This is a genomic window from Maribacter chungangensis (assembly GCF_042676845.1).
Taxonomy (GTDB): Bacteria; Bacteroidota; Bacteroidia; order Flavobacteriales; family Flavobacteriaceae; genus Maribacter; species Maribacter chungangensis.
This window is the reverse complement of the sequence record NZ_JBHTHY010000008.1, coordinates 49,589-64,902: the sequence shown is the minus strand read 5'-3', so window position 1 is coordinate 64,902 and position 15,314 is coordinate 49,589. Positions and strand designations below refer to the sequence as shown.

Sequence of the window (15,314 nt, the reverse complement as noted above, 5' to 3'; positions counted from 1 at the left end):
TTTGAGAGCCCCCTTACAGCAATGTAAGGGGGCTTTTTTTATGGTGCAAAATCAAGGATCGAAATAAAGAACTAATGGTAGTGGGGAGGTTATGAGCAGCAGAAAGTTCGATAATATTATCTATAGGGTATTCTTTGTGTTGGGTCAGGAAATTAAGCTTAGTTTTTAAATAACACCTCATTATAATTATGTGAGGCTAAATATTCATTCTTTAGCAAACGAAAATATTCGGATACTAAAAGTTGAGAATTTGAGTCCGGATGTAATGAATCTTGTTCGTTTTAGGAATATACTTCGATGGCTACGTACCAGTTTCCTTTCCGCGTTTCATAATGCCCATCCATTACAGGGTCCAAGTCAGCACTTAGTAAAAGAGCATCAACGGCAAGGGGAACAAGGTTGAGGGTCTTATTTGGGATAGTTACCTCATAAAAGGAGAAGAAATACTGATTCTGGTCTAGTAGAAATGGTACGTTGTCATATACATCGATATGATTTAATTCAAATTTAGTGTTGATGTAGTTGTAGAATTCATTAGCAGCTTTTGGATCTCTAAATACAAACATATATCGTTCTGGGAGGCTTCTTTTGAACGTTTTCCCTTTGGTTATTTTATAATCTTGAATAGAAGGAGCAATACGCGTGGGTATGCAGGCATGGTGAAGTGTAATGAAGGTAAGAAGGAGAAAAACTCGTCTCATGGTAAATAGGGTTGGTGATATCGAAAGTTCCAAAGATCATACCAAAGTCACTATTTTAAATTTTCTGTGGGTTGGTTGGTGAAAAGCAGATAAAACGATCCATAAAGGGAGGGACTTTAATTCAAAAAAAAAGGCCGGCAACGAAGCAGGCCCTTTCAGTGTTTAAAGAGAGTTGGTATTAGACCCGTGGTAAATCACCCTCACCTTTTAGTGGAAGTTTAGAATCGCCCATTAAATAGCTGTCTACATGATATGCCGCTTCCCTACCTTCGGAAATTGCCCATACAATTAACGATTGGCCCCTGCGTTGGTCGCCTGCTGCAAAAACTCCCGGTACGTTGGTCATATAGTTATCTTCTGTTGCTTTTATGTTGGTGCGTTGGTCCATCGTAATTCCGAATTGTTCGGCGAGGGTTGTTTCTGAACCTGTAAAACCTAAGGCCAATAAGGCCAGTTCGCACTTCCATTCTTTTTCTGAACCGGGTACTTCTTTTAGTTGGGGTCGCTTGCCAGGAGTTTTAATCCATTCAACTTCCGCTGTAACGAGTCCCTTTAGATTTCCCTGGTCATCTCCAATAAAGCGTTTTGTGGAAATGCTAAAAAACCGTTCCGCACCCTCTTTATGGGAAGAACTAGTTCGTAAACGCATGGGCCAAAAGGGCCATGGTTGATCTTCTGGTCTATCTGCTGTGGACATCGGCATTATCTCAAAGTTAGAGACCGAAATCGCTCCGTGACGGAAGGAGGTTCCTATACAATCAGACCCTGTATCTCCGCCGCCAATAACCACAACGTCCTTGCCCGTTGCTTTTATTTCTTCGCCTAAGTCTTTAATTCCATCAACCCTTTTGTTGTTCTGTGCCAAAAAATCCATGGCCTGTACAACACCATTTAGGTCTGCGCCTTCTATGGGTAGGGTACGCCTAACCGTGGCACCTCCAGAAAGTACGATGGCGTCAAATTCTTCTTTTAATTCCTCGGCCATTTTATCTATGCCGATATGCACGCCGCATTCAAACGTTATCCCCTCTTCTTCCAAAACGGCAAGTCTCCGGTCTATAACGTGCTTTTCCATTTTAAAATCGGGAATACCGTAGCGCAATAACCCGCCGGGCTTTTGGTCGCGTTCGAATACGGTGACCGTATGGCCTGCTCGGTTCAACTGTTGTGCAGCGGCTAATCCGGCTGGGCCTGAGCCTACAACGGCAACCGTCTTTCCAGTTCTGTTTTGTGGTAGCTGCGCCGTTATCCATCCTTTTTCGAAAGCAGTTTCTACAATATTTTTTTCAATATTTTCTATAGAGACCGGGTCTTCGTTAATACCCAATACACATGCTTCTTCGCACGGAGCAGGGCAGAGTCTGCCCGTGAATTCGGGAAAATTGTTGGTAGAATGCAAAATTTCACTTGCCTTTTCCCATTTTCCACGATAAACCGCATCATTAAAATCAGGTATTAGATTTCCTAAGGGGCAACCACTATGACAAAAAGGAATTCCGCAGTCCATGCATCTAGCTCCTTGTTCCTTCAACTCCTTTTCCGGAAGTGCTACTGTAAATTCCTTATAATTCTGTACCCGTTCTTCTACCGGTTTGTACGATTCTACTTTTCTATCGAATTCCAAAAATCCTGTTATCTTTCCCATGTTTCGATTTATATCGTTTGTAATTTTTCTTCTTCCAGACGAATCAAAGCTTGCCTGTATTCTTCTGGTAATACCTTAATGAATTTTGGGAGATAGGCTTCCCAGTTTTCCAAAATGCGCTGTGCCAATGGACTTAAGGTGGAATTGTAATGGCTTTCGATCAAGTCTTTAAGTTGCTTTATATCATTATCCTCGGTTACTGGCAACAAGTTAAGTGCTTCCGCATTGCAGCGTTTCTTAAAGGTTTCTTTTTCGTCTAGCACATAAGCGATACCTCCACTCATTCCAGCACCAAAATTGCGACCTACTTCGCCGAGGATAACGGCGATGCCACCTGTCATGTATTCACATCCGTGGTCCCCAATGCCTTCCACGACCGCTTTGGCTCCCGAGTTGCGAACACAAAAACGTTCTCCTGCCTTACCATTAATATAGGCTCGACCCGCGGTTGCGCCATATAGCGTAACGTTTCCTGTGATTACGTTATCCTCTGGAACGATGGTGGATTTTTCCGGTACTTTAATGACCAGTTTTGCTCCTGACAATCCTTTTCCTAGATAATCGTTTGTGTTTCCGTTGACGATCATAGTAAGGCCTCGTGTGGCAAACGCACCAAAACTCTGTCCGGCAGAACCCGTAAAGTTTAGTTTTAAGGTATTTATCGGAAGGCCTTGTGCACCATAAATTTTTGATATTTCATTACTTATAATAGCGCCAACGGCCCTATCGGTATTGCAGATAGGAAAATCTAGACTGGATTTTTCTTTTCTAAACAATGAAGGATTGGCTTTGGCAATGATATCGAATTCAATGGACTTGTCCACATCATGTTTTTGTTTTTGGGTGTTATGGAATTTGGTGCCCGCTGGCACATCTACCTGATGTAATATCGGGGTGAGATCAATTCCTGCGGCCTTATAATGGTTGATCGCTTTTTTACGGTCCAGTTTTTTTACCTGTCCCACCATTTCGTTAACGGTTCTAAAGCCTAGCTGTGCCATAATCTCTCTAAGCTCTTGCGCAACGAAATACATATAATTGACCACGTGTTCGGGTTTCCCTTTAAACTTTTTACGTAGTTCTGGATTTTGGGTCGCAATCCCCACGGGGCAAGTGTTCAGGTGGCAAACCCGCATCATAATACATCCCGATGCTACTAACGGCGCTGTAGCAAAACCAAATTCCTCTGCTCCTAATAAACAAGCGATGGCAACATCCCTACCCGTTTTCAGTTGGCCGTCGCACTCCAATATGATCCTATTTCTTAGATCGTTCATGACCAAGGTCTGTTGCGCTTCGGCTATGCCTAATTCCCATGGTAGTCCCGCATGTTTTAGCGATGTTAGGGGCGACGCTCCCGTGCCGCCATCAAATCCGGAAACGAGGATTACATCTGCTTTTGCCTTGGCGACACCTGCTGCAACGGTTCCTACTCCGACCTCCGAAACCAACTTCACGTTAATTCTAGCTTTTCGATTGGCCGATTTTAAATCGTATATCAGTTGTGATAGATCTTCAATCGAATATATATCATGATGTGGAGGTGGGGAAATCAGACCTACATAAGGAGTGGAATTTCTAGTCTTCGCTATGGCCGGATTTACTTTAGGCCCGGGTAATTGTCCGCCTTCCCCAGGTTTTGCACCTTGGGCCATTTTAATCTGAATTTCCTTGGCATTGGAAAGATAATTGGACGTAACCCCGAACCTTCCGGACGCGACTTGTTTAATAGCACTATTTTTCCAGTCTCCCGTTGCATTTTTATAAAAACGTTGCTCATCCTCTCCGCCCTCGCCAGAATTACTTTTACCCCCGATACGGTTCATGGCTATTGCCAGGTTTTCGTGTGCTTCCTGACTTATGGAACCGTATGACATGGCCCCTGTCTTAAAGCGTTTTACGATTTCCGTCCAAGGTTCTACTTCTTCTAAAGGAATCGGGTCATAGTTAGAGAATTCAAATAAACCCCTAATAGTCATAAGGTGTTTGGACTGCTGGTTCACCATTTTGGAGTACTCCTTGTAGGTCTCCGGCTCATTGCCTCTTACCGCTTTCTGAAGCTTTGCAATGCTCAAGGGATTGAACATGTGCTTTTCACCATCCCTGCGCCATCTGTACTCGCCGCCTATCTCCAAATCTAGACTGCCGGCTACTTCCTTCGTGTTGAATGCGTGCCGGTGTCTTTTAGCAATTTCCTTTTCAATCTCGTATAATCCTATACCTTGTATACGCGTGGGGGTATTGGGGAAGTATTGATCAACAACTTTGGTGTTAATGCCGATACATTCGAACAACTGAGAACCCCGATAGGAATTAAGGGTAGAGATTCCAATTTTGTTCATCACTTTTAATATGCCTTTTCCAACGGCCTTATTGTAATTTTTTATAGCTTCATCAAAACTGATATCGGTAATATCAAGTTCGGTTATTTGTTCTGCGATAATTTCGTTTACCAGGTAAGGATTCACGGCACTTGCACCAAAACCGAACAATAGGGCAAAGTGGTGCACCTCTCTCGGTTCTGCCGATTCAATTATTAGACTGCATTTAGAACGTTTGCCCATTTTTTGAAGTCCGCTGTTTACATAGGAACAGGCCAATAGTGCAGGAATGGGAGCATTCTCATTATCTACGCTTCTATCCGATAGTATAATGATATTGGTATTGCTGTCGACTGCTTTGGCCGCTTGGGCTAAAATGGCCTCAAGCGCATCTTCCAAACCATTATGCCCTTTTTCAATTTTATAGCGTATAGGTATAGAGGTTACCTTATAATCCGGACTTACGTCGTAGTTCTTTATTTTATCCAGGTCTTCTTTGGAAATAACGGGATTTTGAATCTTAAGTTTTCTACAATGTAGTTCGGTAAACTCAAATATGTTTTGATCTGTTCCCAGTGTAAGGCTTATATCGGTAATCAATTCTTCTCGTATCCCGTCTAATGGCGGATTTGTTACCTGCGCGAATAGTTGCTTAAAGTAATTGTATATCAATTGCGGCCGTTCGGATAATACAGCAATGGGCGTGTCCGACCCCATGGATCCTATTGGTTCTTTTGCAGACGTTCCCATAGGAAGGATAATCGTATTGATATCTTCTCGGGTATATCCAAAAACCGATTTTCTTTTCTCCAAGCTTGCTTCGTCTAAAAATAAAGGACAATCGTTGTACGGTATATCCTTCAAATGCACCAAATTAGCATCTAGCCATTGCTGGTAGGGATGTTTCTTGGCTATATTCTCCTTTATTTCCTCATCATTTATAATTCTACCCTCTTCCATATTTACCAAGAACATCTTTCCCGGTTCCAATCGTCCATGAAATTCTACGTTTTCAGGGGCGATCTCCACTACCCCGGTTTCAGAAGACATCACCACATAATCGTCTTTGGTTACGGAATATCTTGATGGTCTTAAGCCGTTACGGTCCAAAACAGCACCAATATAATTGCCATCCGTGAACGGAATGGATGCTGGGCCATCCCAAGGCTCCATCATACAGGAATGATATTCGTAAAATGCCTTTTTTTCAGGGGACATTTCTTCGTTCTTTTCCCAAGCTTCCGGCACTAGAATCATCATGACTTCTGGTAAGGATCTTCCGGTCATTAGTAGCAACTCCACGACCATATCCATAGTGGCGGAATCCGATTTTCCGGGTAAGATTATAGGAAGTATATTCTTTATCTCATCGCCGAATAGGTCGCTTTTAAGTAATTCTTCACGTGATAACATTCTTGACACGTTTCCACGTAAGGTGTTAATTTCACCGTTGTGGCACATGTATCTAAATGGTTGCGCCAAATCCCAAGTAGGAAAGGTGTTGGTGGAGAAGCGCTGGTGTACCAGGGCCAATCGGGTAACCACCCTAGGATCTAATAGGTCGGTGTAGTATAGGCTAATGTCATGGGGCATCAACAGACCTTTGAAAATAATTATTTTGGTCGAAAGGCTGGGAACGTAAAAGAACTTGCTCTCCGAAAGTTTCGAATTGATAATGGTATGTTCCGTTACCTTTCTGGCGATAAATAGTTTTAGGTTAAAATCGAAATAGGACTGTTCCGGACTTTCTTTGGCTACAAATAGTTGTTTTACGAAAGGCTCGGTTTCCGCTGCGATTCTTCCGGGAATGGAACGATTTACAGGGACATCTCGCCACCCTAGGAGTTGTAGCCCCTGCTTTTTAATATTCGCTTCAAAAACCGATGCGCAAAAGTCACGTTGGTTTTCTTTTCTAGGAAAGAAAACATTGCTTACCGCATACTGGCCCGGTTCTGGAAGTTCAAAGGTGCAAACGCTCTGAAAAAAGTCATGCGGTATGTCTATTAAAATACCGGCACCGTCCCCTGTTTTTCCATCGGCACTTACGGCTCCCCTATGCTCTAGCCTGTCTAGAATTTCTAAGGCTTTGTGAATAATGTCATTGGATTTCTTTCCTTTTAAACTACAAATGAAACCTGCGCCGCAGTTATCATGTTCAAATTCCGGTAGGTAAAGCCCTTGTTTCTTCAGCATCATATATTATGGTATTTTCTCAAAAATATCATTTTATATATGTAAATCGCAATGATTTTTTAATAATGCTAAAAATAATTTAACGTTTTTAATTAATCGTTAAAAAATATTGAATTATGTATTTTTGACCTGCACTTTTTATTATATCCTCAAATGGCGTGACCTTGGCCTGTGTTTAAGCTTTGTAATAGGGGTTGGTATTGAGTTAAGGTAAAATTTTTGCCAACCACCCCTGGCATAAGGGTGGTTTGATGTGTGTTTTTAACTAATTGCTAAGATAGACCCTGTTCTTAGCAAGGGTGTGAAGGATTTATAATCCTAATCCCTAAGAATGCTTCTTGAGATTACTATCTTTTGTATCTCGGAGGTACCCTCGTATATCTGTGTGATTTTTGCATCTCGCATTAAACGTTCTACGTGATACTCTTTTACAAAACCGTTTCCTCCATGAATCTGTACGGCCTCCACGGTTGTGTCCATAGCAACCTGAGAAGCATAGAGTTTGGCCATGGCTCCGGAAAGGTCGTAATCTTGGTTATTGTCTTTGTCATACGCAGCTTTGTAGACTAGGTTTCTTGCAGCTTCTATTTGTGTGTGCATATCCGCTAGTTTAAAGGCGATGGCTTGGTGGTTGCTTATTTCGGTTCCGAACGCTTTTCTTTCTTTTGAGTATTTTAATGCTAGTTCATAAGCACCGGCCGCAATGCCTAATGCCTGTGCCGCAATACCTATTCTACCTCCTGCCAGGGTTTTCATGGCAAACTTGAATCCGAAACCATCTTCACCTATCCTATTTTCTTTAGGAACTTTAACATCGTTGAAAATCAAGGAGTGGGTATCGCTTCCTCTAATCCCTAATTTGTTTTCTTTAGGCCCTATTTCGAAACCATCTGCACCTTTTTCTACTATTAGGGCATTAATTCCTTTGTGTTTTTTATCCTTATCGGTCTGTGCGATGACCAAATAGATTTCTGCGGAACTGCCATTGGTAATCCAGTTTTTTGTTCCGTTCAATATGTAGTGGTCTCCTTTGTCAAGCGCGGTGGTTTTTTGGGATGTTGCGTCGCTGCCTGCTTCCGGTTCCGATAGGCAAAAAGCACCAATGATTTCTCCTGTAGTTAAACGGGTCAAGTATTTTTCTTTCTGAGCCTCTGTTCCAAAAGTTTCAAGCCCCCAACACACCAGGCTATTATTTACGGATACAATAACAGAAGAGGACGCATCCACTTTTGAAAGTTCTTCCATTACCAGGACGTACGACAGTGTATCCAGTCCACTTCCGCCATACTTAGGATCTACCATCATCCCAAGAAATCCTAGTTCCCCCATTTTTCTGACTTCCTCTGTCGGGAATTTTTGGGCTTCATCGCGCTCGATCACTCCTGGAAGCAAATCGTTTTGTGCAAAATCGCGTGCGGCTTCTTGTATTAATCTTTGCTCTTCTGTAAGTGTAAAATCCATAAGTGTATTATTAAACTGTCGCCTTGCAAATATAAGGTTATCCCTTGTAATAATTCGTTAATCTTGGGTATTGCAAGAGGTTTTGTTGTGGATTCTTCATTCACTTTTTTCTAACTTGCCCAATGGAAATAAAGACTGGTAAACGATTACATCTTACTATGGGAGAAACAGTTTGCTTGTTCAATTTGATGATAGGTTCTAATTTTTAATGTATCATTCTGGGGGGGGTCCCTCGCCTTCATGCGACGACTTTAGTAGCCCCCAGAATAGTTATTGGTTAATAGTTATTTGTTATTAGGTCGTAAAATTTGGCGTTTCGGTTCTTTAGTCGCCTTTAGGCGAAATAAAACCCATCGGTTTTTCGCCGATGGTAGTTTAGTAAGTTTCAAATGGGTTGATCGCCCGAAGCCTTCTTATTTGTCGCTACAGCCCTAAAGAGAAGGTTTGGCCGTGTGTGAATGTGTTTTCAGCAATTTATTATGATAAACGAATTGTTTAATTTTAATCCTTAGACTTTCAATTCAATCATTTTTAATCTATATTAGGCCGGTAAAAAAAACCGATTTAAATCCCTTGGTTCAATTTTATTTCAAGGTATTTAAGTCTTGTGTATTTACCATTCCAAAACTGAATTAAACTAAAACCAACTGATGATGGAAACCATTATTATTATTATTTTTTTAGCCGGTTATCTGGCTATTACTCTTGAGCACAATTTAAAAATCGACAAGTTGATTCCCGCACTGGCTATGATGGCCATTCTTTGGGCACTGATCGCTTTGGGCATAGACAGTTTTCCCAACTGGTTCGACTCGGTAAAGCAAGGTTTGGTCGATGGGTTTGGAACTATGGATCACGAGGGCAGGATGCATTTAGTAGAGGAGTCGTTATTGCATCACCTAGGAAAGACGGCAGAGATCTTGTTTTTCTTGTTAGGTGCCATGACCATTGTAGAGATCATAGATTATTTTGATGGCTTTGCAACGATTAAGGGCTTTATTAAGACCAGGGAAAAAGGAAAGTTGTTGTGGTTGTTTTCTATTTTGGCATTTATACTATCCGCGATTATCGATAATTTAACCGCAACAATAGTGTTGATTACAATTTTGCAAAAAGTGATCAAGGACAGGGAGACCAAACTTTGGTTCGCGGGTATGATCGTCATCACCGCAAATGCCGGTGGAGCATGGTCTCCTATCGGTGATGTTACAACCACCATGTTATGGATCGCCAACAAGGTTAGCGCCTTTCAGTTGGTAATTCATGTTTTGTTGCCTTCGGTCGCGTGTATGTTGGTTCCGGTATTGATTGCCGGAAGATTTAAGGTGTTCAAAGGTCTTATTGATGGTGATTTGGATGGCGAAGTGCCAAAATCCAAATATGGTTCAACCATGTTGTACTTAGGCCTAGGGGCTATTTTATTTGTTCCTTTTTTTAAAACGGTTACGCATTTGCCTCCCTATGTTGGTATGATGTTATCTTTAGCGGTAGTGGCCACATTCGCTGAAATTTACAGTAACAAAAAATTCAGTATTTCCTCTGTAGACGATGGTGGTCATGATGCTGGAGGGCATCATAGTCCAGTGCACCATTCCTTGTCAAAAATAGAGTTGCCCAGTATACTTTTCTTTTTGGGAATTTTATTGGCGGTTGCGGCTATGGAATCCCTTGGTATCTTATTTAATGCCGCCGGGGCTCTCAATGAGGCAATCCCGAATACGGATATTGTGGTAATGTTATTTGGAGTTGGATCTGCTGTCATAGATAACGTGCCTTTGGTAGCTGCCAGTATGGGAATGTTCAGTGAGCCCATGGATAGTCCGCTTTGGCATTTTATAGCCTATTCGGCTGGTACGGGTGGTAGTATGCTCGTAATCGGTTCTGCCGCCGGGGTTGTGGCCATGGGTATGGAGAAGATAGATTTCTTTTGGTATCTGAAAAAAATAGCATGGCTGGCCCTTGTAGGTTTTGTTTGTGGTGCCGTTGTTTTTATAGTACTGAGAGATTATGTGATCCATGGATAATTTAAATACTAAAACACCGTTATAATGGCAAATTCAATAATTTAAGAATCTTATGATGTTATTTCAGGATTTGGCACAAGACGGTGCCGAAGAAGTACTTTCCGAGGAAAAGACCTTATCCGTAATAGACTTGGTCTTCAATGGCGGTACAGGAAGTGTGGTCATTATCACGGTCCTTTTTTTAATGCTCGGTGTTGCCCTTTATATCTATTTTGAACGTCTTTTGGCAGTGAACGCCGCTTCAAAAATCGACAAGAATTTTATGAACCAGATACGGGACCATGTCTCTGGTGGTAAATTGGAAGCTGCAAAACTCTTATGTGCCCAAACAGATTCCCCTGTTGCGCGATTAACGGAAAAAGGTATTTCAAGAATTGGAAAGCCGTTGGACGATATTAATACGGCCATTGAGAATGCAGGTACGTTAGAGGTCTATAAACTGGAGAAGAACGTAAGTGTTCTTGCCACGGTGGCAGGTGCCGCACCTATGATAGGGTTTTTGGGAACGGTGATCGGTATGATTTTGGCCTTTCATGAAATGGCCAGTAGTGGTGGTCAGGCAGAAATGGGCTCCTTGGCCTCTGGTATTTATACGGCCATGACAACAACAGTTGCAGGATTGATCGTTGGTATTATTGCGTACATAGGGTATAACCACTTGGTGAACAGAACGGACAAGGTTGTGCATAAAATGGAAGCCAATGCCGTAGAATTTCTAGATCTTTTGAACGAACCGCTTTAATATTTCGCTATGAAATTAAAAGGAAGGAATAAAGTGAGTCCGGATTTCAGTATGTCGTCTATGACGGATATTGTGTTTCTTTTGTTGATATTCTTTATGTTAACGGCAAACTCGCCAAACGCATTGGATCTATTACTGCCAAAGGCCAAAGGAAAGTCGACCAACACCCAAAATGTTTCTGTAAGTATCGATAAGAATTTGCAATATTACGTAAACAATGAGCGTATAAACGGAGAATATATTGAAATTGAATTAAAAAAAGCACTCGAAGGTCAAGATAAACCTACGATTATTCTAAGGGCAGAGGAAAGCGTCGCCATCAAGGAGGCGGTAAACGTTATGGCCATAGCCAATAGAAACAATTACAAGGTTATTTTGGCAGTGAGGCCCAACTAATGGCGTTTCTAGATACGACACATAAAAAGAAATCCTTTACGCTAACAACATTGCTTTTGAGCATTTTGTTGTTGGTGCTTTTTTATATTGGGCTAACCTATATGGACCCACCGATCGAGAATGGAATTTCGGTGAACTTTGGTACTACCGAGTTTGGTAGTGGAACCGTTCAGCCTATGGAAAAGGTTCGGTCCGAACCTTTGGATACTCCTCCGGTAGAACCGACCCAACAAGAGGTTGCGCAACAGGTAGAAGAAAAAGAGGAGGAGCTGGTAGAAGAACCGGCGGTTAAGGAAGTGCCTGCCGAAAAAATACTTGCCCAGGAAAGCGAGGAATCCATTCGGATAAAGCAGGCAGAAGAAGCAAAGAGAAAGGCGGACAATGCTGCTGCCAAGGCCAAAGAAAAGGCCGAAAACGAAGTAAAGAAAGCAAAGGCCGAAGCCGCTCGGATAGCAAAAGAGAAGCGTGATGCCGAAGAACGGGCGCAAAAAGAACAACAGGCTAAAAAAGACAAATTGGATGCCTTGATAGGTGGGGTGAGCAAATCCGACGGAACAGCAACAGGTAGTGAAGGAGATGACAATAGAACGGGAGACAAGGGAAGCCCCGATGGGGATCCTTATGCCACAAGCTACTACGGTAGCCCGGGATCGGGCAGTGGTACTGGCGGTTATGGCCTCAATGGTAGGTCATTGGTCAACCAGGGAAAGGTGCCGCAAGAGTGTAACGAGTCTGGAAGGGTAGTGGTAAAAATTGTAGTTGATAAAAACGGAAGGGTAATATCCGCTGAGCCCGGAGTTCGTGGAACTACCAATAACAACCCATGTTTATTGGAGCCTGCCAGGAAAACGGCATTTATGCATCGCTGGAATTTGGATTCCAATGCGCCCAACGAGCAAGTTGGTTTTGTTGTCGTAAACTTTAAATTGGGGGAGTGACCTATTCGGAAACTTTGGATTGGCTTTTTGCCCAGCTTCCTATGTACCAGCAAAAAGGTAAGAAAGCGTTTAAGGACAAACTAAACGGGATTTTGACCTTGACGGAACATCTAGATTATCCACATCATCGTTTTAAAAGTATACATGTAGCCGGAACCAACGGTAAAGGTTCCAGTAGTCACATGTTGGCCTCTATTTTACAAGAGGCGGGTTACACCGTGGGTTTGTATACATCGCCACATCTAAAGGATTTTAGGGAGCGTATCCGTATAAACGGTATTCCTGTTAGTGCAACCTATGTTGTCGATTTTATAGATACCCATAAGTCTTTTATCGAGCAACACCATTTTTCTTTTTTTGAAATGACCGTTGGTATGGCCTTTGATTATTTCGCACGGGAAAAGGTAGATATTGCTGTTGTTGAAGTAGGCTTGGGCGGTAGGTTGGATTCTACAAATATTATTACGCCGGAAGTTTCGCTCATTACCAATATCGGATATGACCATACGGACATATTGGGGGACACCTTGGACAAAATAGCGGCAGAGAAGGCAGGTATTATAAAACAGGATGTTCCTGTGGTGGTTAGTGAGTTTCAACCCGATATTGCTTGGGTTTTTGAAGGTAAAGCATACGAAAAATCGGCAGAGCTCACTTTTGCAAGCCAGTTAGAGTTGCCAGCCTATACAACATCCTTGATGGGGGATTATCAAACGAAAAACATCAAGGGAGTATTGGTTGCCTTGGATAAATTGAAAAACTTTAAGGTGGATCCAGCTCATATAGCGAACGGCTTAAAGAAGGTAACTGGGAACACCGGACTTCAAGGGAGGTGGCAGGTGTTGGTAGAGCATCCGAAGATTATATGTGATACGGCGCATAACGAAGAGGGATTGTCCTTGGTGGTAGCGCAGCTTTTAAAGCAGCCATACAAAGCATTGCATTTGGTATTGGGATTTGTAAAGGAAAAGGACTTGGACGCAATTTTGCCCATGTTCCCTAAAAATGCAAGCTATTACTTTTGCAGGCCAAATATTCCAAGAGGTTTAGATGCAATGGTTTTACAGGCAAAGGCAAAAAAACATGATTTGCACGGAAAGGTTTATACCGGGGTTCGTGAAGCGTATGAAGCTGTAAATCAGGAGGCTTCAAAAGCCGATCTTATTTTTGTTGGCGGTAGTACTTTTACCGTAGCAGAAGTTCTTTAAATTTTATTGATTTTTCTTTTGGAGTATATAAAACTATTCTATATTTGCACTCCTTTTGGGGCTCTTAGCTCAGTTGGTTCAGAGCACCTGCCTTACAAGCAGGGGGTCACTGGTTCGAATCCAGTAGGGCCCACAGGTTGTTAAAAGGCTTTCGATTTCCGAGAGCCTTTTTTTGTATCTTAAACTCAATCCATGTTGTTTTTAGGTTTAAGGTAGATTTAAAAGGGATATTAGCTCAGTTGGTTTAGAGCGCTGCCTTGACAGGGCAGAGGTCACCGGTTCGAATCCAGTATATCCCACCATATTCCAAATGCTTGTATTTGGGTCAATAATTTTGGTAGCCCACCCTTAAATATGTGTTACTATACGTTCCAAGGCCATGCCTCTAGAACCTTTTATGAATAAGGTTGCATCCGCAGGGATGGTGTATTTCTTCAAAAATTCGGACAATGTCTCAAATGTTTTAAACTTTTGACAGTCGGTATCTACCGTAAAGAAATTTTCTCCTATTAAATAAGTGTTTTCAAATCCAAGTTGTTTCGCTAGGTCGGCAATTGCTTGGTGTTCCTCCGGTGCCGTATCTCCTAGTTCGAACATATCTCCTAAGAACAATAATTTGGTCGTGGCCCTAAGATTGGCAAAATTTTCGAGCGCTGCCGTCATACTGCTCGGATTGGCATTGTAAGCGTCCAGTATAATCCTAACTCCATTTTTCTCCAATACCTGAGATCTGTTGTTGTCCGGTAGATAGTTTTCCAGTCCTTCTTTTATTTGTTCCAGGGCAACATTAAAATACTTGCCCATTACGATTGCAGCACAGCAATTGGTAAAATTATAAGCCCCTATCAATTGGGTTTTGATATCGATGTTTTCCACCTTAATCCTTACAAAGGGATCAGCGGTGGTCATTGTAATGGTATAGAACTTTGAATCCACGGTGCTAAAACCGTACTTGAGCACGTACTGTCCCAGTTTTTCCTTCTGTATTGGGTCGTCCGCGTTCATAAAGATTACTTTGTTGTTCTTTAGTAAGTAATCGTATAGCTCGCTTTTTCCTTTTATTACGCCTTCTACACCACCAAAGCCTTCTAGGTGCGCCTTTCCAAAATTTGTGATGTAGCCAAAATCAGGTTCGGCGATACTGCTCAGAAATTCGATTTCCTTTTGATGGTTTGCGCCCATTTCTATAATGGCAATCTCTGTATCCGGCGTTATGTTTAGCAGGCTTAAGGGGACGCCTATATGGTTGTTCAGGTTTCCTTTGGTCGCAATGGTCCTATATTCTTTTGACAATACCGCATAAATAAGCTCTTTGGTGGTCGTCTTTCCATTACTTCCCGTAAGTGAAATCACTTTTGCGCTACAATAATGTCTATGAAAGTTTGCCAATTTTTGTAAGGTGCTTAATACATCGTCAACAAGGATGGTCTTCTCGTGTACCGCAAATTCCTCTTCATCTATAATAGCGTAGGCCGCTCCTTTATCAATGGCGTTAAGGGCGTATTGGTTTCCATTGAAATTATCGCCTTTAAGTGCAAAGAAAAGGTCATTTTCGTTTATTTTTCGCGTGTCGGTGCTAACGCTAGGGTTTTGAAGGAATATGTTGTGAAGTTCGGCTATTTTCATAAAATCGAAGATAAAAAAAAGCCCTTTAAAAAAAGGGCTTTCTTGTTGTGTAAATAATG

General features: G+C 42.0%; 10 protein-coding genes and 2 tRNA genes. 7 read left to right on the top strand and 5 right to left on the bottom strand.

Annotation, left to right across the window (positions count from 1 at the left end; genetic code table 11):
• Positions 1–281: 281 nt before the first annotated feature.
• The 4 genes from ACFQZJ_RS12205 to ACFQZJ_RS12190 form a co-directional block, all read right to left on the bottom strand.
• Positions 282–701, bottom strand: coding sequence for a hypothetical protein (locus ACFQZJ_RS12205; RefSeq protein ID WP_379934882.1), 420 nt, complete (start codon positions 699–701; stop codon positions 282–284).
• Positions 702–879: 178 nt separating this feature from the next.
• On the bottom strand, positions 880–2,346 hold the full coding sequence (locus tag ACFQZJ_RS12200) for a glutamate synthase subunit beta (RefSeq protein WP_379934881.1): 1,467 nt from the start codon (positions 2,344–2,346) through the stop codon (positions 880–882).
• Positions 2,347–2,354: 8 nt separating this feature from the next.
• Positions 2,355–6,863 carry a glutamate synthase large subunit gene (gltB, locus tag ACFQZJ_RS12195; RefSeq protein WP_379934880.1) on the bottom strand — a complete coding sequence of 1,503 codons (4,509 nt, stop codon included), beginning with the start codon at positions 6,861–6,863 and terminating at the stop codon, positions 2,355–2,357.
• A 315-nt stretch (positions 6,864–7,178) separates the two neighbouring features.
• Positions 7,179–8,321 carry an acyl-CoA dehydrogenase gene (locus tag ACFQZJ_RS12190; protein WP_379934878.1) on the bottom strand — a complete coding sequence of 381 codons (1,143 nt, stop codon included), beginning with the start codon at positions 8,319–8,321 and terminating at the stop codon, positions 7,179–7,181.
• Between the two features lie 653 nt (positions 8,322–8,974).
• Here ACFQZJ_RS12190 and nhaD point away from each other — a divergent pair.
• From nhaD to ACFQZJ_RS12155, 7 genes are all read left to right on the top strand, one after another.
• A complete protein-coding gene (nhaD, locus tag ACFQZJ_RS12185) occupies positions 8,975–10,345 on the top strand; it encodes a sodium:proton antiporter NhaD (protein ID WP_379934883.1) in 1,371 nt (456 codons plus the stop codon).
• A gap of 52 nt (positions 10,346–10,397) precedes the next feature.
• A complete protein-coding gene (locus ACFQZJ_RS12180; RefSeq protein ID WP_379934876.1) occupies positions 10,398–11,087 on the top strand; it encodes a MotA/TolQ/ExbB proton channel family protein in 690 nt (229 codons plus the stop codon).
• Between the two features lie 9 nt (positions 11,088–11,096).
• Positions 11,097–11,483 carry an ExbD/TolR family protein gene (locus ACFQZJ_RS12175; RefSeq protein WP_379934875.1) on the top strand — a complete coding sequence of 129 codons (387 nt, stop codon included), beginning with the start codon at positions 11,097–11,099 and terminating at the stop codon, positions 11,481–11,483.
• Positions 11,483–12,421 carry an energy transducer TonB gene (locus ACFQZJ_RS12170; RefSeq protein WP_379934874.1) on the top strand — a complete coding sequence of 313 codons (939 nt, stop codon included), beginning with the start codon at positions 11,483–11,485 and terminating at the stop codon, positions 12,419–12,421. The genes ACFQZJ_RS12175 and ACFQZJ_RS12170 overlap by 1 nt, the downstream gene beginning before the upstream one ends.
• On the top strand, positions 12,418–13,629 hold the full coding sequence (locus ACFQZJ_RS12165) for a bifunctional folylpolyglutamate synthase/dihydrofolate synthase (protein WP_379934873.1): 1,212 nt from the start codon (positions 12,418–12,420) through the stop codon (positions 13,627–13,629). The genes ACFQZJ_RS12170 and ACFQZJ_RS12165 overlap by 4 nt, the downstream gene beginning before the upstream one ends.
• Positions 13,630–13,687: 58 nt before the next feature.
• Positions 13,688–13,762: transfer RNA gene (locus ACFQZJ_RS12160), tRNA-Val, on the top strand.
• Positions 13,763–13,853: 91 nt separating this feature from the next.
• A tRNA-Val gene (locus ACFQZJ_RS12155) sits at positions 13,854–13,931 on the top strand.
• Positions 13,932–13,977: 46 nt separating this feature from the next.
• On the opposite strand, the gene ACFQZJ_RS12150 is transcribed toward ACFQZJ_RS12155, so the two are convergent.
• The gene (locus tag ACFQZJ_RS12150; protein WP_379934872.1) at positions 13,978–15,255 is read right to left on the bottom strand and encodes a UDP-N-acetylmuramoyl-tripeptide--D-alanyl-D-alanine ligase; all 1,278 of its coding nucleotides are present in this window, start codon (positions 15,253–15,255) and stop codon (positions 13,978–13,980) included.
• Positions 15,256–15,314 lie beyond the last annotated feature (59 nt).

Bases quoted from the DNA above. Each gene is read 5' to 3' on its own strand.
- ACFQZJ_RS12205 (WP_379934882.1), bottom strand. From the start codon at position 701: ATGAGACGAGTTTTTCTCCTTCTTACCTTCATTACACTTCACCATGCC.
- ACFQZJ_RS12200 (WP_379934881.1), bottom strand. From the start codon at position 2,346: ATGGGAAAGATAACAGGATTTTTGGAATTCGATAGAAAAGTAGAATCG.
- gltB (WP_379934880.1), bottom strand. From the start codon at position 6,863: ATGATGCTGAAGAAACAAGGGCTTTACCTACCGGAATTTGAACATGAT.
- ACFQZJ_RS12190 (WP_379934878.1), bottom strand. From the start codon at position 8,321: ATGGATTTTACACTTACAGAAGAGCAAAGATTAATACAAGAAGCCGCA.
- nhaD (WP_379934883.1), top strand. From the start codon at position 8,975: ATGGAAACCATTATTATTATTATTTTTTTAGCCGGTTATCTGGCTATT.
- ACFQZJ_RS12180 (WP_379934876.1), top strand. From the start codon at position 10,398: ATGATGTTATTTCAGGATTTGGCACAAGACGGTGCCGAAGAAGTACTT.
- ACFQZJ_RS12175 (WP_379934875.1), top strand. From the start codon at position 11,097: ATGAAATTAAAAGGAAGGAATAAAGTGAGTCCGGATTTCAGTATGTCG.
- ACFQZJ_RS12170 (WP_379934874.1), top strand. From the start codon at position 11,483: ATGGCGTTTCTAGATACGACACATAAAAAGAAATCCTTTACGCTAACA.
- ACFQZJ_RS12150 (WP_379934872.1), bottom strand. From the start codon at position 15,255: ATGAAAATAGCCGAACTTCACAACATATTCCTTCAAAACCCTAGCGTT.